This window comes from Aeromonas sp. QDB68, assembly GCF_027707405.1.
Lineage (GTDB): Bacteria > Pseudomonadota > Gammaproteobacteria > Enterobacterales > Aeromonadaceae > Aeromonas > Aeromonas caviae.
On the sequence record NZ_JAPCIQ010000031.1, the window covers coordinates 1 to 17,847 of the forward strand.

General features: G+C 64.3%; 17 protein-coding genes. 7 read left to right on the forward strand and 10 right to left on the reverse strand.

What is annotated here, in order from left to right; translation table 11 throughout:
• Positions 1 to 412 precede the first annotated feature (412 nt).
• The gene (locus tag PG892_RS11250; RefSeq protein WP_042015790.1) at positions 413 to 1,726 is read right to left on the reverse strand and encodes a sodium-dependent transporter; all 1,314 of its coding nucleotides are present in this window, start codon (positions 1,724 to 1,726) and stop codon (positions 413 to 415) included.
• 209 nt (positions 1,727 to 1,935) lie between these two features.
• The gene (locus tag PG892_RS11255; protein ID WP_270825413.1) at positions 1,936 to 2,775 is read right to left on the reverse strand and encodes an isopenicillin N synthase family dioxygenase; all 840 of its coding nucleotides are present in this window, start codon (positions 2,773 to 2,775) and stop codon (positions 1,936 to 1,938) included.
• 200 nt (positions 2,776 to 2,975) lie between these two features.
• On the opposite strand from PG892_RS11255, the gene PG892_RS11260 reads away from it, so the two are divergent.
• The gene (locus PG892_RS11260; protein WP_010672898.1) at positions 2,976 to 3,539 is read left to right on the forward strand and encodes a DUF2799 domain-containing protein; all 564 of its coding nucleotides are present in this window, start codon (positions 2,976 to 2,978) and stop codon (positions 3,537 to 3,539) included.
• Positions 3,540 to 3,593: 54 nt separating this feature from the next.
• On the opposite strand, the gene PG892_RS11265 is transcribed toward PG892_RS11260, so the two are convergent.
• Both PG892_RS11265 and PG892_RS11270 read right to left on the reverse strand, forming a co-directional pair.
• A complete protein-coding gene (locus PG892_RS11265; protein WP_109112599.1) occupies positions 3,594 to 4,415 on the reverse strand; it encodes a Cof-type HAD-IIB family hydrolase in 822 nt (273 codons plus the stop codon).
• Positions 4,416 to 4,650: 235 nt separating this feature from the next.
• Positions 4,651 to 5,889 carry an MFS transporter gene (locus PG892_RS11270; protein ID WP_223916048.1) on the reverse strand — a complete coding sequence of 413 codons (1,239 nt, stop codon included), beginning with the start codon at positions 5,887 to 5,889 and terminating at the stop codon, positions 4,651 to 4,653.
• Between the two features lie 148 nt (positions 5,890 to 6,037).
• Between PG892_RS11270 and PG892_RS11275 the strand changes: the two genes are divergently transcribed.
• Together PG892_RS11275 and PG892_RS11280 are read left to right on the forward strand one after the other, a co-directional pair.
• Entirely contained in the window at positions 6,038 to 6,661 is a 624-nt protein-coding gene (locus PG892_RS11275; RefSeq protein ID WP_041214535.1) for a helix-turn-helix transcriptional regulator, read from the forward strand.
• Positions 6,662 to 6,970: 309 nt separating this feature from the next.
• Entirely contained in the window at positions 6,971 to 7,447 is a 477-nt protein-coding gene (locus tag PG892_RS11280) for an Lrp/AsnC family transcriptional regulator (RefSeq protein ID WP_010672894.1), read from the forward strand.
• A gap of 135 nt (positions 7,448 to 7,582) precedes the next feature.
• On the opposite strand, the gene PG892_RS11285 is transcribed toward PG892_RS11280, so the two are convergent.
• From PG892_RS11285 to PG892_RS11295, 3 genes are all read right to left on the reverse strand, one after another.
• Positions 7,583 to 7,900, reverse strand: a complete 318-nt coding sequence (locus PG892_RS11285) for a hypothetical protein (protein ID WP_041211026.1) — start codon at positions 7,898 to 7,900, stop codon at positions 7,583 to 7,585.
• Positions 7,901 to 8,048: 148 nt separating this feature from the next.
• The gene (locus tag PG892_RS11290; protein WP_029313696.1) at positions 8,049 to 8,279 is read right to left on the reverse strand and encodes a hypothetical protein; all 231 of its coding nucleotides are present in this window, start codon (positions 8,277 to 8,279) and stop codon (positions 8,049 to 8,051) included.
• A 35-nt stretch (positions 8,280 to 8,314) separates the two neighbouring features.
• Complete coding sequence (locus PG892_RS11295; RefSeq protein WP_167826217.1) at positions 8,315 to 8,740, reverse strand: MarR family winged helix-turn-helix transcriptional regulator; 426 nt, start codon at positions 8,738 to 8,740, stop codon at positions 8,315 to 8,317.
• A 175-nt stretch (positions 8,741 to 8,915) separates the two neighbouring features.
• Between PG892_RS11295 and PG892_RS11300 the strand changes: the two genes are divergently transcribed.
• From PG892_RS11300 to PG892_RS11315, 4 genes are all read left to right on the forward strand, one after another.
• On the forward strand, positions 8,916 to 9,920 hold the full coding sequence (locus PG892_RS11300; protein ID WP_223916832.1) for an NADP-dependent oxidoreductase: 1,005 nt from the start codon (positions 8,916 to 8,918) through the stop codon (positions 9,918 to 9,920).
• A 178-nt stretch (positions 9,921 to 10,098) separates the two neighbouring features.
• Positions 10,099 to 10,539: a nucleotide triphosphate diphosphatase NUDT15 gene (locus PG892_RS11305; protein WP_103858251.1), complete on the forward strand. Its 441-nt coding sequence runs from the start codon at positions 10,099 to 10,101 to the stop codon at positions 10,537 to 10,539.
• Positions 10,540 to 10,712: 173 nt separating this feature from the next.
• On the forward strand, positions 10,713 to 11,855 hold the full coding sequence (gene chrA, locus PG892_RS11310) for a chromate efflux transporter (protein ID WP_103858250.1): 1,143 nt from the start codon (positions 10,713 to 10,715) through the stop codon (positions 11,853 to 11,855).
• A 137-nt stretch (positions 11,856 to 11,992) separates the two neighbouring features.
• On the forward strand, positions 11,993 to 12,862 hold the full coding sequence (locus PG892_RS11315) for an AraC family transcriptional regulator (protein WP_010672887.1): 870 nt from the start codon (positions 11,993 to 11,995) through the stop codon (positions 12,860 to 12,862).
• Between the two features lie 70 nt (positions 12,863 to 12,932).
• On the opposite strand, the gene msrB is transcribed toward PG892_RS11315, so the two are convergent.
• The 3 genes from msrB to glgB form a co-directional block, all read right to left on the reverse strand.
• Positions 12,933 to 13,319 (reverse strand): peptide-methionine (R)-S-oxide reductase MsrB, encoded by a 387-nt coding sequence (msrB, locus tag PG892_RS11320; protein ID WP_103858248.1) that lies wholly within the window; start codon positions 13,317 to 13,319, stop codon positions 12,933 to 12,935.
• 145 nt (positions 13,320 to 13,464) lie between these two features.
• Positions 13,465 to 15,603 carry a glycogen debranching protein GlgX gene (gene glgX, locus PG892_RS11325; protein WP_103858247.1) on the reverse strand — a complete coding sequence of 713 codons (2,139 nt, stop codon included), beginning with the start codon at positions 15,601 to 15,603 and terminating at the stop codon, positions 13,465 to 13,467.
• On the reverse strand, positions 15,603 to 17,780 hold the full coding sequence (glgB, locus tag PG892_RS11330) for a 1,4-alpha-glucan branching protein GlgB (RefSeq protein ID WP_223916830.1): 2,178 nt from the start codon (positions 17,778 to 17,780) through the stop codon (positions 15,603 to 15,605). Before glgB ends, glgX begins: the two co-directional genes overlap by 1 nt.
• Between the last annotated feature and the right edge of the window lie 67 nt (positions 17,781 to 17,847).

Genomic DNA, 17,847 nt, shown 5'->3' on the forward strand with positions numbered 1-17,847 from the left:
GGAACCAGTGATTGGTTCCGGATTGTCCTACAGCAGAAGGATCGGTCAATGGATCCTTAACTGATCAGCATTGCGCCTGAGGGCGACCTTTGCAATGAACAGTCAGACAAACGACACCTGCAAGGTCACCTCTCCAGGAAGGGGCTAAATCGGCCACAGAGAGCGATAAGGGGTGACATGGAAGGGCGACGCCTGCACGGTAAAAAGGAGCCACAGCCTAAACCATGGCAAGAGAAGTTGACAGGAAATAGTCTAAAACAGAACCAAAAACAGATTTAACCAAAACAAAATATCGAAATTACAGACCGTTACTCTGTTTATTTTTATTTAACAGTTTTTTATAAAGAGTCAATCCTGCCACCCCACTCCCCGGCCAGCCCGGCCGGGGAGTGGCGGAGATGACCAACCCTCCCTACACCAGGCCGCGCACCAGAATGCCACCAATGAGCAGGGGAGCCAGCCAGCGCCAGCAGCCCATCAGCAGGGCCCGCCAGTGGGGAGCCAGCCCTTCGGGCAGCGCCTGGCGACCGAGCCGCCAGCCCAGCAGCAGCGTCAGGGCTAGCCCGAACAGGGGCATCATCAGGTTGGAGGTGATGAAGTCCAGCAACTCGAAGATGTTCTTGCCAAACAGGGTCAGGGTGGCCCAGGGACCGAACGACAGGCTCACCGGGATGCCACCCGCCATCACCAGGGCAATGACTAGGTTGCACGCCGCGCGGCGGGACCAGCCCAGGCTCTCGCACAGGAAGCACTGCAAGTGCTCCAGCAGGGAGATGGAGGAGGAGAGCGCCGCCACCACCAGCAGAGAGAAGAACACCACCGCCAGCCCCTGGCCGAAGGGCAGTTGCTGGAACACCGCCGGCATGGTCATGAAGGTGAGGCCCGGGCCCGAGGCCGGGTCAATACCGGTCGCCGCCAGTACCGGGAAGATCATCAGGCCCGCCAGCACGGCGATGACGCTCGCCAGCAGCACTACCCAGAGGCTGGAGCGACCGACCCCTTCGCTGGAAGGCAGGTAGGCGCCATAAGTGGTGTGGATGCCAAGGCCGATGGAGAGGGAGAAAAAGGCCAGCCCCATGGCGTCCAGCACACCCGACATGCCGAGCTTGCTGAAATCGGGCATCAGGAAGTGGCGCACCCCGGCCATGGCGCCCGGCAGGGTGAGGCCGAAGGCCACCAGCAGCAGGATCATGATGAAGAGGGCCGGCATCATCCAGCGCAGGGTGCGCTCCACCCCTTGTTGCACGCCGCCCCGCACGAACCACCAGGTCAAGCCGGCAAACAGCAGGTGGGTCAGCACCGGCCAGAGCGGATCACCGACGTAGTCGTTGAAACGGGCGGTCAGTGCCGCGCCGTCCCCCTGTTGCAGCTCCCCCGCCAGGGCCATGCCCGTGTACCCCAGGGTCCAGCCGCCCACCACGCTGTAGAAACAGAAGATGAGCAGGCTGCACAGCAAACCCATGGCACCGACCCAGCGCCAGCGCCTGCCCATCAGTTCACCAAAGGCTCCCACCACCCCGCGCCGGGTCAGGCTGCCGATCAGGGTCTCCCCCATCAGCACCGCCACCCCCAGGGTGAAGCTGAACAGCAGAAAGACCAGCAGGAAGGCGCCGCCACCGTTGGCGGCGGTGACATAGGGGAACTTCCAGATGGCGCCGAGACCGACCGCGGAACCTGCGGCGGCCAGGATGTAACCGAGCCGGGATGACCATTGGGACTGCTTCATAAGAACTCCACGCGAAGGGCCTGCCAGCGAGGCCCGAAATGGCGCTCAGAGTACGCCCGCGGGCGCGCAATCACTCGGCGTATATCCGATATAAAACTCAGTTTTTAGCATCATTAATCAATAAAATTCGGATAACCAACCAATCGTGCCACAAAATAAAAACCGGAGCGGGAATGCTCCGGTTTGTTGTCTGCCCGGGTCTGGCGGGATTAGATGACCCCCAGCTCCCGCAACCGCTCCATCAGATAGCTGTGGGCGGTGTGACGCTCCGAGAGCACCACATCCGGACGGGGGTGCAGGAAGAGCGGCAAGGAGATGCGGGACTTGGCGGCACTGCCCCCGGTCGGGTTGATGACCCTGTGGGTGGTGGAGGGGTAGTAGCCGCGGGAGGCCTCCTGCAGCATGTCACCGATGTTGATGATGAGGGTGCCGAAATCGCAGGGCACGTCCATCCACTCCCCGTCTGAACCTTTCACCTGCAGGCCCGGCTCGTTGGAGGCGGGCAGAATGGTCAGCAGGTTGATGTCTTCATGGGCGGCGGCGCGGATGGCACCCGGCTCCTCCGTGCCGTCGAAGGGCGGGTAGTGCAGCACCCGCAGCAGGGTCTTGTGACTCTCTTCGATCATGGAGGAGAGCGGGCAGCTGTAGTGGGCAGCGATGTCGCCCGGGGTGTGTTGCTCCACCCAGCCCAGCAGCTCGGCGGCCAGATCGTTGGCGAGGCGGTAGTACTCCATCGCCTGCTCTTTCAGCTCTGCCGGCATCTGGCCCCAGGGATAGATGTGGAAGTACTCCTTGATGTCCTTCTGGCTGTGGCCCTTGGCCACCTCGGACACCGGGGGCGGGAAATAGCCGTCCTGGGTCTCGCGATTGAACAGGAAATCCTGCTTCTGTTCGCTCATGAAGAAGCGATACCAGTTGTCATAGATGGACTGCACCAGCTCCTTCGGGATGGGGTGGTGAGTCAGCACCCCGAAGCCGGTGGTGCGCAGGGATTCGGTGAAGCGCTCGGCCGCATCGGGGGAGCGATAATCGACGGTCAGGACTTTCATTGTTTTTATGTTACATGCCAGTTAAAAGTAGGCGCAGTTTACCCTGCCTCCCCCGGCAAGAAAAGGCTGCCGGAAGCCTGTCTACAACGGCTTGAAAATACTGATAAAAACATCATGATACGGCCCCCTCGCCCGGTGCTTGTCCCGGACGGGCCTCCTCTTCTAGAATGCCCCACCCCCTTTGCTGTCGGAGCCCCCTCATGTCCCCCAAGATCCTGTTGTTGACCCTTCCCTTCCTGCTCGCCGGGTGCAGTTCCCTCTCGGAGGAGGAGTGCCGTGCCATGAGCTGGTACAACCAGGGCTATCAGGACGGGGAGCAGGGCAAGACCCGGAGCGCCACCCGCGACTATCAGAAGACCTGCGGGGAGTACGGCCTCAAAGTGGATGAGGCGGAGTGGCAGCGCGGCTACGCCAAGGGGCTGGAGCTCTATTGCATCCCCGAGCTTGCCTACAGCAAGGGACGGGAGGGGAGCGAATACCTGGGGGTCTGCCCCAACGACACCAGCTTCCTCACCCAGTTCGAGCGCGGCCGCAAGGAGTACCTGCTGGAGCAGCGCCTCGGCGAATTGCAGCAGGAGCTGGAGCGCACCGAGCGGAGCATCCACCAGCTGGATCAGCAGATCCGGGGCGAGAGCGACAGCCGCCAGCGCGACTACTATCGTGCCCAGCGCGAGCGCGCCATCCGTCACTACGAAGGGGTATACCGGGACTACAACCGGCTGCGCTTCCCGGATCGGGTGATCCAGTTCTCCTTCGGGAGCTGACAAAAAGGGGCCGACATGGCCCCTTTCTGTTTATGCCGCAGACTGTTTTTCCCCTCAGGCGGGCAGGACCCAGCGCTGCAACGCCAGGGCGATGCCATCCTCGTTGTGATCCGCGGTGACCCGGTCTGCATGGGCCTGGATCTGGGGCGCCGCATTGCCCATGGCCACCGCCAGCCCCACCTGCTCGAACATGCTGATGTCGTTGTTGTTGTCGCCAAAGGCCACCAGGTTCTCCATGGCGATCCCCTCGCTCGCCGCCCACTGGGCCAGCCGGTTGCCCTTGCTGCAACCTGGCTGCACCAGCTCCACCGCATAGGGGGCCGCCCAGTCACGGGTGAAGGGCAGTCTCTCCACCACCTCCCCGACGAAACGGTGCAACCGGCCGGGATCCTGGTTGAACAACTCCAGCTTCCAGATGGGGGACTGCAACCAGGACTCGATATCCTCGGCGGGCAGCAGGGAGACCTTGAGGTGATCCGGCTGGGTTGCCGACCAGCGCCGCATCCGGCCCACGTGCTCCTCGCAGCCCAGGTAGCCGATGCCGTCCCCCAGGTGGAACAGCGCCCCCATCTGCTGGGCTTGCACCTCCTCCAGCAGGGTGGTGAGAGGCGCCACAGCCAGGGGATCCCCGGCGAGGATCCTCTCCTGCACCGGATCATAGAGGTAGGCACCGTTGCTGCAGATGATGGGGGTGTCGAGGGCCAGCTCGTGGTGGAAGGGACGGGCCGTCATGAAGTGGCGACCCGTCACCAGCAGCACCTTGATGTCGTGGGCCCGGGCCTGGGCCAGGGCAGCCCGGGTAGCGGACGAGATCTTGTGATCCCGGTTCAGCAGGGTACCGTCCATGTCCAATGCAATGGCCTGATAACGACTCATATCACCTCCAGGAATGTCGAGACGGGTGCGGCGCCATCCCCTCCCGTTTCCAGTGCCATGACGACACATCTCACCGCCGGGAATGCGGACTGGGCATGGCAAGGCCCATGATGGGAAACGCGCTCACCGGGGATCGGGAACAGCGGAGCAAAGAGCCATACCGTCCCAGACTCGGCGCCGCGATGCAAGTCCGGCCCGCCATCCCGTCGCCGAACTGTGATCCCCGCGCCCTTCGTCAGCCCGCCTCGGCGCACCCGGCCACGATGTTTCGCCTGTCCGCCCGTCTGCGCAATCCGTAGAAACCGAAGGCACAGATCACGCCGCAGAGGCCGGCCAGGTAGAAGGGCCACTCGGTCCCCGCCAGCAGCACCAGGCTGCCCAGCACCACCGCCAGGATCTCGCTGCCCACAGCCAGACCGCGGTAGAGCCCCATCGCCTGCCCCTGCTGGCTGGCATGGCTGCGGTTGGAGACCGCCACCGAGGTGGCCAGCTCCCCCAGACTCATGCCGATGCCGGCCGGGATGAAGGTGAGCGCGAGCCCCCACCACTGGGTCGGCAGGATGAACATCAGCATGCCCGCCGCCATCACCAGGTGGCCGACGATGCCAAGGGAGCTGCCGCGCCAGTGCCGTGCCAGCTGCTCACCGATCCAGGAGCCCAGCATCATGGGCACGCTCACCAGCACGGCGGCCTGGGCCAGTTGCACCGGATCCCATGCCAGCCGCTCCACCAGCCAGACATTGAAGTAGGTGAAGTAGAGCTGCACCGCCCCGTAGCTTGCCAGGGTCAGGGCAAAGTAGGGCAGGAGACGAGGTTGCAGCAGCAGTTGGCGGGTCGAGAGAGGAACCTCATCCCGGGTCGCCGGCACCGGGGGACGATTGGGCAGCAGCCAGAGCACCAGCAGCAGGTTGATCACCGTCATCCCCACCGCCAGCCAGGCCGCTAGGCTGTAATCCCCCGAGACCACGGCCGCATAGCCTCCGATCATGGGGCCCACCACCCAGCCCAGGTTCATGCCGATGTTGATGCGGGCGAAGTTGCGTGCCTTGGTCCTGGCCGTGCTCATGTCCGCCGCCATCGCCTGCACGATGGCGATGTCGCCGTTGAAGAAGCCCTCCACCACCCGGCTCAGCAGCAAGAGCGGCAGGGAACGCCAGGCGATGCCGAGGGCCATCAGCACATACCCCGCCAGCACCCCCACCAGACAGAGTGTCAGCACCGGCTTGCGCCCATGGCGATCGGAGAGGCGGCCAAGCAAGGGGGCCCCCAGCAGTTGAAACAACGGATAGAGCCCCATGATGACGCCAAGCCACACCTTGCGGCTCCAGTCCGACGCCTGTGGCGTCAGCATGCCCTGGGCCGGATCCAGCAGCAGCGGCGCCAGGACGGGGGAAGGCAGGCTGAACCCCGCCACCGCCAGCGTCACCGTCATCACCAATACCCAGAGGGTCGCCTGTCCCTTGATCCCTTCCATCTTCGCCTCATTAAATAAAGTTATCGGTTTATTTAAATTGTGAGGGGCTGCCCATTAAGTAAAGCAGATTGTTGATTTAAATCCCCCTGCTACCCATAATGACCTCATCCAGGCGGTCACCGCACCGATACCCACCACCGGAGCTCCCATGAACGCCAGTACCGACAAGATCCTCTATCTGCTGAAAACCCGCGGCCCCCAGAGCGCCGCCGAACTCGGCGACCAGTTGCAGATGACGTCCATGGGGGCGCGCCAGCACCTGATGGCCCTGGAGTCCGAGGGCTGGGTAGGGTTTAGCGACGAGGCCCGCGGCCGCGGTCGCCCGGTGCGTCTGTGGCACCTCACCGACCAGGCCTGGCAACGCTTCCCCGACACCCATGGCGATCTGACCCTGCAGCTGATCGACGACATCCGGCAGGTGTTTGGCGACGCGGGCATGGAGCAGCTCATCACGCGGCGGGAGCAGCAGATGCAGGCACGCTATGAATCCAGGCTGACCCAGCCGGCGCTGGCAGACAGGCTGATGACGCTCAAGGCGCTGCGCACCCAGGAGGGGTATATGGCGGACATGTCGCAGGAGGAGGACGGCAGCTGGCTGTGGTGGGAGAGTCACTGCCCCATCTGCAGTGCGGCCAGAGCCTGTCGGGGCTTTTGCCGCAGCGAGCTGGCGCTGTTTCGCCGATTGCTGGCGCCGGCCGAGGTGGAGCGGGAGCAGTATCTGCTGGAGGGGGACAGCCGCTGTCTCTATCGCATCCGGCCGCCCCGCCCCTGAGCGGGCGGAACGCAAAAACAACAAAGCAGGCGCCGGGATGCCTGCTTTGTTGCCTTCGGGGAGGGGGTGCTCTCGTTCCAGCCCGTTGTTTCCCGATAAGGTCGAACGGCTGATGGGGCTCTTGACCCGGTAAGGTCCTTCACCACAGGTGCCTAGTCGGGCGCCTGTCTTGCCACCGGAAGATGTAACCATGGTACTCCCTGCGATGCGGTGAGTGGTTGTGAAGTAGCAGGTATTTTCAGTTGTTTTTGCAATAGTTCACCCTTAATCTAGGAAAAGTGGATTAGTAATTGCGAAGAGGTACGGAGAATGCTGAAACTTGATCGTATAGACAGGCATATTCTGGAGCTGATGCAGGAAAATGGCCGCATCAGCAACCTGGAGCTGGCCGAGCTGGTCGGGCTCTCTCCCTCCCCCTGCTCGCGCCGGGTCAAGGCGCTGGAGGATGCCGGTCTCATCGATACACATGTCACCCTGCTCAATGCCCGCCAGCTGGGGCTGACCCTCACCGCCTACATTCACATCTCCATGGACAGGCACACTCCGGAGCGGTTCGAGAACTTCGATCGCGCCGTCAAGGATCTGCCCGAGGTGCTGGAGTGCGACCTCATCACCGGCAACGATGCGGATTACCAGCTCAAGGTGGTGGTGCGGGACATGGAGCACTACCAGCACTTCCTGCTGGACAAGCTGACCCACATCTCCGGCGTGACCGGGGTGCGTTCGAGCTTCGTGCTGCGCCGCATCAAACACAAGACCGCCCTGCCTCTCAACCACCTGGGCTGACAACCCACCCCGCATCCGGGGAGCACCAAAAGCAAGAGGAGGCCAGGGCCTCCTCTTCTTGTCTCTGCTATCAAGGGCATTCGCGGTCAACACAGCCCCCGGGCGCCATCGCGCCGCCAGGTGGCGAACGCCTGGTCATGCCTCGACCTGGCTCACATCCTGCACCTGCAGCAACCAGCCGCTCTGCTCCTGCAGGGGTTCGCCGCGCAGCCGCAGCCGCTCACCGGTCGACACCCACTGCCCTTTGGGCAGAGAGATTTCCAGGCTCTCGCTGCCGTTGTCGAACACCCAGCGATCGGCGCCCAACGACTCCATCAAGTACCCTTCCATCTCCACTCTGGACTCGGCCTGCCAGGAGGGGGAGGCGGTATCACGGCTCTCGATGAAATCCCCCTGAACACCAAAGCTGGCCAGCCCCCACAGAATGGAGAGCCCGACGATGGATGATTGCATCTCTCTCTCCTGTTGGTTTGCTACCTTGAGGGCCAGTATGGGAAGAGAAAAATGGGTGCACCATGAACAAGGTGCCAAAGTGCTGGCAAGATCGCGAAAAAAACCGGCCCCATGGCCGGTCATGTCATTTTATGTCGTACAGGTCACACTACTTGGCCGCTTCTTCTGCCATCCGTGCAGCCCTTGGTTTATTTGTCCACATGGCCACCCCGCGGTGATCCGCACAGATCCCCTCGTCGGTGACCGCCCGCACCCGGACCCCGTCCTTGCAGATGGCCTGCCAGGCATCGGCATCGTCGATCTGCAACTCGGAACGGGGATAGGAGGTATCGGCGCAGGCGCACAGCAGGATGGCGAACAGAGGGAGCAGGGATTGCATGGGTTTCATCGGGTCACTCCTGACGGGAAAAGGGATCAGCGCCCCAGCTGCGCCGCCACGCGATCGCAAAGCAGCTTGAGCTGGGCCAACTCAGCATCGGCCAGATCCACCTGATTGCGCAAGCTGTCCGCCAGACAGCACTCCCTGACCTCCTGCTGCAACTGGCGTCCCGCCTCGGTCAGGCTGATGCACTTTTGCCGCTCATCCTCGTGGGAGACGGTGCGGGTCAGCCACCCCTTGCTCTCCAGCCGCTTGACGATGGGGGTCAGGGTACCCGCATCCAGTCCGGTCTCCTGCCCTATCTCCTTGAGGCTGACCTCGTCCCGGGCCCAGAGCGAGAGCATCACCAGGTACTGGGTATAGGTGAGATCCAGCTTGTCCAGCAGCGGCCGATAGGCACGCATCACCGCATTGGAGGCGCTGTAGAGGGCAAAACAGACCTGCTTTTTCAATTCGCTCATGGAGGACCTCGCTGACGACAAGGGGGCAGTATACCCCATCAACTTCGGGGTTGAATAGTTTGCACACAAAACAGTTGCCAGCCTCCGCGTTCAGGACTACCCTGATTTTAGTTTGCACACAAACAAAAATGCCAAGCCGCCGCCCGACGCGCGGCCCCACTGCCGGAGAATGCCCATGAATGCCATCAGCCATCAAATCCAACTGCTGCATCGCCCCACCGGTCTCCCCACCCTGGAGGACTTCGCCCTCCGGGACGTGCCCCTGCCCGCCCTGCAGGAGGGAGAGGTACAGGTCGCCAACCAGTGGCTGTCGGTGGACCCCTACATGCGCGGCCGCATGAGCGAGGCCAAGAGCTACGTTCCTCCCTTCCCCCTCAACGGTCCCCTAGACGGCGGCGCCATCGGCACGGTACAGGCATCGCGCCATCCAGATTTCAAGGTGGGGGACAAGGTGAGCAGCATGCTGGGCTGGCGGGATGCCTTCGTGGCAAACGCCGCCCAGCTCACCCGCCTGCCCGACACCACCCTGCCGCCCCAGCGCTTCCTCGGCGCCCTCGGCATGCCGGGCATGACCGCCTGGGCGGGCCTGCACAAGGTGGCACACCTGAAGGCCGGTGAAACCCTGCTGGTCTCGGCGGCCTCCGGAGCGGTCGGCACCATGGCGGTCCAGCTCGCCAAGCAGGCGGGGGCCAGGGTCATCGGCTCCACCGGCTCGACCGACAAGGTCGCCTACCTCAAGACCCTGGGTGCCGATGCGGTGATCAACTACCGGGAGACCCCGGATCTCGACGCCGAGCTGGCCCGCCTCGCCCCCGAAGGCATCCACGTCTACTTCGAGAACGTGGGGGGCGCCATGCTGGATGCCGCCCTCAACCACCTGGTGGTGCACGGGCGCATCGTGCTGTGCGGCCTCATCGAGCAGTACAACAGCAACGGCCAGGCCAGCGGCCCGCGCAACCTCTCCCAGGTGATCCGCAAGCGCATCCTGATGCAGGGGCTGCTGGTCTCCGATCACTGGCAACACTACGGGGAGTTCCTGGCCGAGGCCATGCCGGCCTTCGAAGCGGGCACCCTCCAGGCCGAGGAGACCGTCAGCGAGGGGCTGGCCAGCATGCCGCAAGCCTTTATCGGACTGTTCCAGGGCCGCAATACCGGCAAGATGCTGGTCAAACTGCCCTGATCCGGGGGCATTTCCCATCTATTTAACAGATAGAATGTCGCCAGACCCATCCGTTTAAGCGATGGAAAATCGGCATCCGATCGCCCTTGAACAGGCGGCTTGCACAACGGGCCCATCCCCCCTAAGGTGGGCCCGTTTTCCCTGGCGCACCCCGCCGTTTCAGCAAGGAGCCTCCCCTATGTCTACCCCCTATCCCCGCGTCGGTGTCGGCGTCATTCTCACCAATGGCCAGGGCCAGGTACTGCTCGGCAAGCGCAAGGGCAGCCATGCCCCCTACTGGTCCATCGCCGGCGGCCATCTGGAGCTGGGGGAGACCTTCGAGTCGGCGGCCATCCGGGAGGTGGCGGAAGAGACCGGCTTCGTCATCCGCCAGCCTCGCGTCATCGCCGTCACCAACAACCTGGAGACCTGGCGCGAGAGCGGCCTGCACTACATCTCGGTCACCCTGCTGGCAGATGTGGACGGGGAGCCGCAACTGCTGGAGCCGGAAAAATGCGAGGGCTGGATCTGGTGCGACCCGCACACTCTGCCCGAGCCTCACTTCGATGCCAGTCGCCAGTCCATCGCCTGCTGGCTGGCGGGACAATGCTACCTGCCCCAGGCACAACCTGCCCCCTGACCCTCACCGGCAGGCTGCCGCGCGTCACCCCGGCACCTCTCGTCAGCTGGCGGAGGCGACCAGCCACCCCGCCAGCCCCTGTTGATGGCAGGCTGCGCGGGAGGGCGTACCGTCACCAAACTGTCACTTTTTTGTCATATTATCCGGGCCAGGATGATGACGAGGAGGGGAAGATGGGACAGGTATTCATGCAGTTCTTGTGGCTGGGATGCATCAGTTTTGGCGGGCCGGCCGCCCATATCGGCTATTTTCAGCGCACCTTTGTCCAGCGGCTGGGCTGGCTGAACCAGGGGGAGTTCGCCCAGTTGCTGGCCCTGTGCCAACTGCTGCCGGGTCCGGCCTCCAGCCAGCTCGGCTTTGCCATCGGCCGCCACCGCGCCGGCATCGGCGGCGCCCTGGCCGCCTTCGTCGGCTTTACCCTCCCCTCCTTCCTGCTGTTGCTGGCGGCCGCCGTCGGTCTGGGTCAGCTTGCGGGCAGCCTCTGGCTGGACGCCGCCCTGCACGGCCTCAAGCTGCTGGCGCTCGTCGTGGTGGCGGATGCCGTGCTCACCATGAGCCGCCAGTTCTGCAAGACGGCGCTGCAACAGGGGGTCATGGTGGCCACCGCCGCCGCCCTCTGGTGCGCCCCCGGTCTTCTGACCCAGGTCGCCATGCTGCTCGGCGCGGCCCTGCTCTGTGCCTTGCGCGAGCCGCACCCGGGGAGTCAGGGCCTCGCGTCCACTCCGGATCGCCAGCCTCACTGGCCGACCCTGCTGCTGTTCGCCCTGCTGTTCGTCGGCCTGCCCCTGGTGGCGAGCGGCCCCGTCAGCCAGTTGCTGGCCGACTTTTACCGGGCAGGCAGCCTGGTGTTTGGCGGTGGTCACGTGGTGCTGCCCCTGTTGCAGGAGAGCCTGGGTCACCACCTGAGCGAGCAGCAGTTCCTGACCGGCTACGGCCTGGCCCAGCTGGTACCCGGCCCCATGTTCACCCTGGCCACCTACCTGGGCGCCGTGCTGCTGCCCGCCACTCCCCTCATCGGGGCGCTGCTGGCGACCCTGGCGCTCTTCCTGCCGGGTTTCTTGCTGCTCTGGGCGCTGGGCCCCTGCTGGCAGCACTGGCTGGCCCGCCCCCGTCTGGCGGGGGCCGTGGCCGGCATCAACGCCGCCGTGGTGGGGCTGCTGCTGGCGGCCCTCTATCAGCCGGTGTGGCAGAGCGCCGTGATCTCCCCCACCGATCTGGCGCTGGCCGCCGTCGGCTTCTACCTGCTGCGGGTGCCACGGCTCCCCGTTCTGCCCCTCGCCGCCCTGCTGACGGGGACAGCCCTGCTGCTGGCCTGACGAACCCGCGACAAGTCAGGCAGCGCCCGCCGGGCTGGCGGTCATGGCTCTTATCCCCGAGGGGAACCAAAGAGAGCAAGATCCGTCAGGACAGCTCGGGCCCGTTGGCCGATAGTGAGCAGCACAGAGGAGAGACCATGGATCACAACCAGACAGAGGCCTACCGCCGACGCTTTCAAACGGTGACCGAGCACATCGAGCGCCATCTCGACGACGACCTGTCGCTGGAGCGGCTCAGCGCCGTGGCGCACTTTTCGCCCTTTCACTTTCATCGGCAATTTGCCGCTTACTGCGGCGTGCCGCTGGGGCGTTACATCCAGCTGCTGCGGCTGAAGCGGGCCTCTTACCGGTTGGCATTCGCACCTCTGGACAAGGTGACTGATATCGCCCTCGATGCCGGCTTCCAGCATGGCGAATCTTTCAGTCGCGCCTTCAAGCAGACGTTCGGCCTGACGCCCAGCCAGTTCAGGCAGCACCCGGACTGGGCCAGCTGGCATCGCTGCCTGCCACGGCCCCCCACAAAGAGGATTGACCCCATGCGAGTCGACATCATCCAGTTCCCGCAGACCGCCGTCGCCGCCCTGACCCATCAGGGCCTGCCCGAGCGCATCAACGACACCGCGGCGCGCTTCATCCAGTGGCGCAAGGCCACGGGCGGCTCCCCGGTCGCCACCAGCCGGACCTATGGCCTGGCGCCGGACGACCCCGCCACGACGGAGGGTGCGGCGTTTCGCTTTACCCTCTGTGGCAGCGTCGAGGCCCCCGTCGCCGAGGACAATGAGTGGGGTGTGAAGAATGCCCTCATCCCGGCCGGGCGCTGCGCCGTGGTACGCCACCACGGCTCCCACGACCTCCTGGCCGACTGTGCCCGGGCGCTCTACCGCGACTGGCTGCCCGCCAGCGGCGAAGAGCTGCGGGATTTTCCGCTCTTCTTCCACTACCACAACTTTGTACACGAGGTGCCCACCCATGAGCTGGTCACCGACATCTACCTGCCGCTGGCATAGCCCGGTACCTGACAGGGGGAGATAAAAAAGCGGCGCCTCCGAAGGGAGGCGCCGCTGGTCGTGTCGGGGATCAGGCGTCGGGCTCGAAATCCAGGCTCAGGCTGTTGACGCAGTAGCGCTGGCCGGTCTCGGTCGGCCCGTCGGGGAAGACGTGGCCGAGGTGGGAGCCGCACTGGCTGCAGGTGATCTCCACCCGCTTCATGCCGTGGCTGTTGTCCTCGGTGTAGGTCACCGTCCCCTCGATGGCCCGATCGAACGAGGGCCAGCCGCAGCCCGAGTCAAACTTGGCATCCGAGTGGAACAGCACGCTCTTGCAGCAGACGCACAGGTAGTCGCCGCTCTTGCGGTTGTGCAGCAGGGTACCGCTGTAGGGCCGCTCGGTCCCCTTCTCCCAGCAGACGTGAAACTGCTCGGCGCTCAACTTGCTGCGCCACTGCTCGGGATTGTTACCGCTCATACTGACTCCTCGTCATGCTGACCGGGCAGATATGAAACTGCGCGGTTCTCGGGATTGCTACGCAACCGTCCAGGATTATTGCCATTCATATGGACTCCTTGCCATGTGTAGCGGTGCCCAGCATACCCAGTCAGGGCGCCTGGCTCTACCCCGCCAGCGGGAACTGTGATCCCGTTGGCAACACGGCGACAACATCCGCTGCCACCACCCCTTCACTCGCCAGCACCGCCGCCGGCAGGGCGACCCGCTCCAGCAGCTTGAGGGAGTGGGCACGCCCCACCGCCACCTGCCGCTTGATGTCGTCCGGCAGGAAGGGCAGACCGTCGTTGGTGGCGGTGTCGATGGTCTGGATCCACTCCATGCCCTCCCCCGGCGGCGGCAGGCGGAACTGGATGTCATAGTCGCTGGCGTTGAACAGCACGTACCAGCGCTCCCCGGTGCAGCCGATCATGCCGATGTCCATGGCAAACGCCTGCCCCATGGGGGCGTGCCAGTCCTGATCGGTGAGCTGATGGCCGTCCGGGTGATACCAGTTCACCTGGTGACAGCTGGTCGCCTTACCGTTCCAGCCGTCGTCGCTCAGTTGCAGGTTGGAGAAGACCCCGGACTCCGCCCGCAGCGCCATCATCTGGCGGGTGAAGGCAAGCAGCCGCTCGTCCTCCGGGCGCAGTTGCCAGTTCACCCAGCTTATCTGGTTGTCCTGACAGTAGGCGTTGTTGTTGCCGAGCTGGCTGCGGCCCATCTCGTCCCCGGCCAGGAAGTGCGGCGTCCCCTGTGACAGCAGCAGGGTGGCGATGAGGTTGCGCTTCTGCTGCTGGCGCAGGTTGTTGATGCGCGGGTCCAGGGTCGGCCCCTCCACCCCGTGGTTGCTGGAGAGGTTGTTGCCGTGACCGTCCCGGTTGTCCTCGCCGTTGGCCTGGTTGTGGCGCTGGTTGTAGGAGACCAGATCCTCGAGGGTGAAGCCGTCGTGATAGCAGAGGTAGTTGACGCTGGTGTGGGGGGAGCGCCAGTTCTTCGGGAAGAGATCCCGCGAGCCCACCAGACGGGTGGCAAAATCCCCCATCTTGCCCGCATCCCCGCGCCAGAAGGCGCGCACCGTGTCGCGGTAACGATCGTTGATCTCCAGCCACTGGCTCGGAAACTGGCCGAGACGATAGCCGAAGGGGCCGATGTCCCAGGGCTCGGCGATGAGCCTGACCCGCGCCAGCACGGGATCCGCCATCATGGCCTTGAAGAAGGCGCTCATGGGATCGAACTCCCCCGCCTCCCGCGCCAGAGTCACCGCCAGATCGAAGCGGAAACCGTCCACCTGCATCTCGGTGACCCAGTAGCGCAGGGCGTCGAGCACCAGCCGCAGGGTGTTGGGATGATCCAGATTGACGCTGTTGCCACAGCCGGTGACGTTGGCGTGACGGTGGTAGTCCGGCCCGTGGGCCCCCGACTCGAAGGCGTAGTAGCCCGCGTTGTCGAACCCCTTGAACGACAGCATGGGGCCGTCGAAGCCGGATTCCGCGGTGTGGTTGTAGACCACGTCCAGGATCACCTCGATCCCGGCCCGGTGCAGCTCCCGCACCATGGTCTTGAACTCGGTTACCGCCTCCTTCGCCGCGTAGCGCGGCTCGGGGGCGAAGAAGGCGATGGGGTTGTAGCCCCAGTAATTGGTGAGCCCGAGCTGCTCGAGCCTGGGCTCGGACATGAAGGCCGCCACCGGCATCAGCTGCACCGAGGTGACCCCCAGCGACTGCAGGTGCTCGATCATCAGCGGGTGGCTGATGCCCAGATAGGTGCCCTGCAGCTCCTTGGGGATCCCGGGGTGCTGGCGGGTGAAGCCCTTGACGTGGGTCTCGTAGAGCACGACCCGCTCGGGCGGGATGCCGGGCTTGCCGACCCCCTGCCAGTCGAAGGCATCGTCCACCACCACGGACTTGGCCACCATGGCCGCGCTGTCCCCCTGATAGAGGGCGTCGTCCCAGTAGGTAGGACGGCTCAGTGCCCTGGCATAGGGGTCGATCAGCAGCTTGTCCGGGTCGAACAACAGGCCGTCCTGGGGGCTGCCATGGACCCGATAACCGTAGCGCTGACCGGCCTTGACGCCGCGCACATGGCCGAACCAGTACTGGCCTCGCCGGCCGGGCAGGGCCAGCCGGGCCTGCTCCTGCTCCTCTTCGTCGAACAGGCAGAGCTCCACCTTGTCCGATTGCGGTGCCCAGACGCAGAAGTGGCAGCCCGTCTCGTCGAGCCGGGCGCCCAGCGGGTGATCCACCCCGTTTTCCATTGCGAACATCAAGACTCCTGTTTGATGAACAAGGTCGCGAGCGGCGGCAGATCCAGCACTATGCTGTGCGCCATGCCCTGCCAGGGCGTCGGCTCGGCGACGAAGACCAGACCCACATCATAGTTGCTGCCCCAGTAATGCTCGCTGTCGGTGTTGAGCACCACCCGATAGTGGCCGGCCGCCGGCACCCCGAGGCGATAGCCGACCCGAGGCACCGGGGTGAAGTTGCAGGCCACCATCAGGGGATGCGCCCCCAGCTTGTCCGCCCGTAGCCAAGCGAAGATGCTGTTGTCGGCGTCGTTGTGATCCAGCCAGCGGAAACCGGCCTGTTCATAATCGGCCTGATACAAGGCAGCCTCGTGACGATAGAGGTGGTTGAGATCCCGGATCAGCCGCTGCTGGCCGCCGTGCTTGGGATACAGCAACAGGTGCCAGGGCAGCTGGGCGTCGTGGTTCCACTCATTGCTCTGGGCGATCTCGGTACCCATGAAGTTCAGCTTCTTGCCGGGGTGGGCATACATGAAGCCCATGTAGGCGCGCAGGTTCGCGGCCTGCTGCCACTCGTCGCCGGGCATCTTGTAGAGCAGGGAGTGCTTGCCGTGGACCACCTCGTCGTGGGAGAGGGACAGGATGAAGTTCTCGTCATAGTGGTACACCATGGAGAAGGTCATGTCGTTGTGGTGGTAACGGCGGTGGATGGGCTCCTTCTGCATGTAGCTGAGGGTGTCGTGCATCCAGCCCATATTCCACTTGAAGCCAAAACCCAGGCCGCCGAGGAAGGTGGGACGGGAAACCCCGGCGAAGGCGGTGGACTCCTCGGCGATGGTCATGGCATGGGGGTACTTGCCGTACACCTCCTCGTTGGTCCACTTCAAGAGGCTGATCGCCTCGTAGTTGTGGTTGCCGCCATCGACGTTCGGCACCCACTCGCCGGCGTTGCGGGAGTAGTCCAGATAGAGCATGGAGGCGACCGCATCCACCCGCAGGCCGTCGACGTGGAACTTGTCGAGCCAGAACAGAGCGCTCGCCACCAGGAACTGGCGCACGGTATCGCGACCGAAGTCATAAATGTAGGAGTTCCAGTCCGGGTGCCAGCCACGGCGCGGATCCTCGTACTCGTAGAGCGGGGTGCCGTCGAAGCGGGCCAGGCCGTGGGCGTCGGACGGGAAGTGGGCGGGCACCCAGTCGAGGATGACGCCGATCCCGGCCTGGTGGCACTGGTCCACGAAGTATTTGAAGTCGTCGGCGCTGCCGTAGCGACTGGTGGGGGAGAACATGCCCACCGGCTGGTAGCCCCAGGAGCCGCTGAACGGGTGCTCGGAGACCGGCAGCAGCTCGATGTGGGTATACTCCATCTCCTTGATGTAGTTCACCAGTTCCACCGCCAGCTCGCGCCAGTTCAGGCTGTCGCCGTTGGGGTGGCGCTTCCAGGAGCCCACGTGCAGCTCGTAGATGGAGAGCGGCTGCTCCCGCTTGTCGTTGCGTTGGCTCTCGCGCCAGGCGGCATCCTGCCACTGGTACTGATCGTGGTCATAGACCACGGAGGCGAACGAGGGGTACTGCTCGCAGTAGAAACCCACCGGGTCGCTCTTGTGGGGCAGCCGGTTGCCCATGGGGTCTTTGAGCTCGAACTTGTAGCGATCCCCGGCCTTGAGCCCCGGCACGAACAGCACCCAGTGACCGCACTGGCTGCGCTGCATGGGGTGGCGACGGCCATCCCAGAAGTTGAAGTCGCCTATGAGGCTCACCGCGGTGGCGCTCGGCGCATAGACGGCGAAGCGCACCCCCTCCACCTGCTGGCCGAGGTGCTCCACTGTGCGCAGTTGTGCACCTAGGGTGTGGTAGAGGTTTTCCGGTTGCCAGGTCAGCTCCGCCAACCCTTCCCAGGCGGCGGCCTGGAACTGGTAGGGGTCTATGATGTCGGCACTGGCGTCGGCGTAGCTGGCGATGAGCTGGTAGGGAAAGGGATTCTTGCGGCGGGTGAAAACAGTTTCAAAGAGGCCCGCTTCGTCAGCGGCGGTCAGGGTGGCAACTATCTTGCCTGACTTGAGGTCTCTGACCCGGACCTCGAGCGCATCGGGCAACCAGGCGGTGAGTTTCAGGCCTGGCCCATCCGGATTGGCCAGCAGGCCTAGATGGGAGAAGGGATCGGCACAGCGGGCGGCAACTAAACGTTCAACGGGCATCGACATTTCCTTTGATGGCTGAACATCCGCTTCGGCCTGGGCCGAAGCGGATGAAAGTGAGTCACAT

Coding starts and splice junctions, on each gene's coding strand:
- PG892_RS11250 (WP_042015790.1), bottom strand. CDS start 1,726: ATGAAGCAGTCCCAATGGTCATCCCGGCTCGGTTACATCCTGGCCGCC.
- PG892_RS11255 (WP_270825413.1), bottom strand. CDS start 2,775: ATGAAAGTCCTGACCGTCGATTATCGCTCCCCCGATGCGGCCGAGCGC.
- PG892_RS11260 (WP_010672898.1), top strand. CDS start 2,976: ATGTCCCCCAAGATCCTGTTGTTGACCCTTCCCTTCCTGCTCGCCGGG.
- PG892_RS11265 (WP_109112599.1), bottom strand. CDS start 4,415: ATGAGTCGTTATCAGGCCATTGCATTGGACATGGACGGTACCCTGCTG.
- PG892_RS11270 (WP_223916048.1), bottom strand. CDS start 5,889: ATGGAAGGGATCAAGGGACAGGCGACCCTCTGGGTATTGGTGATGACG.
- PG892_RS11275 (WP_041214535.1), top strand. CDS start 6,038: ATGAACGCCAGTACCGACAAGATCCTCTATCTGCTGAAAACCCGCGGC.
- PG892_RS11280 (WP_010672894.1), top strand. CDS start 6,971: ATGCTGAAACTTGATCGTATAGACAGGCATATTCTGGAGCTGATGCAG.
- PG892_RS11285 (WP_041211026.1), bottom strand. CDS start 7,900: ATGCAATCATCCATCGTCGGGCTCTCCATTCTGTGGGGGCTGGCCAGC.
- PG892_RS11290 (WP_029313696.1), bottom strand. CDS start 8,279: ATGCAATCCCTGCTCCCTCTGTTCGCCATCCTGCTGTGCGCCTGCGCC.
- PG892_RS11295 (WP_167826217.1), bottom strand. CDS start 8,740: ATGAGCGAATTGAAAAAGCAGGTCTGTTTTGCCCTCTACAGCGCCTCC.
- PG892_RS11300 (WP_223916832.1), top strand. CDS start 8,916: ATGAATGCCATCAGCCATCAAATCCAACTGCTGCATCGCCCCACCGGT.
- PG892_RS11305 (WP_103858251.1), top strand. CDS start 10,099: ATGTCTACCCCCTATCCCCGCGTCGGTGTCGGCGTCATTCTCACCAAT.
- chrA (WP_103858250.1), top strand. CDS start 10,713: ATGGGACAGGTATTCATGCAGTTCTTGTGGCTGGGATGCATCAGTTTT.
- PG892_RS11315 (WP_010672887.1), top strand. CDS start 11,993: ATGGATCACAACCAGACAGAGGCCTACCGCCGACGCTTTCAAACGGTG.
- msrB (WP_103858248.1), bottom strand. CDS start 13,319: ATGAGCGGTAACAATCCCGAGCAGTGGCGCAGCAAGTTGAGCGCCGAG.
- glgX (WP_103858247.1), bottom strand. CDS start 15,603: ATGTTCGCAATGGAAAACGGGGTGGATCACCCGCTGGGCGCCCGGCTC.
- glgB (WP_223916830.1), bottom strand. CDS start 17,780: ATGCCCGTTGAACGTTTAGTTGCCGCCCGCTGTGCCGATCCCTTCTCC.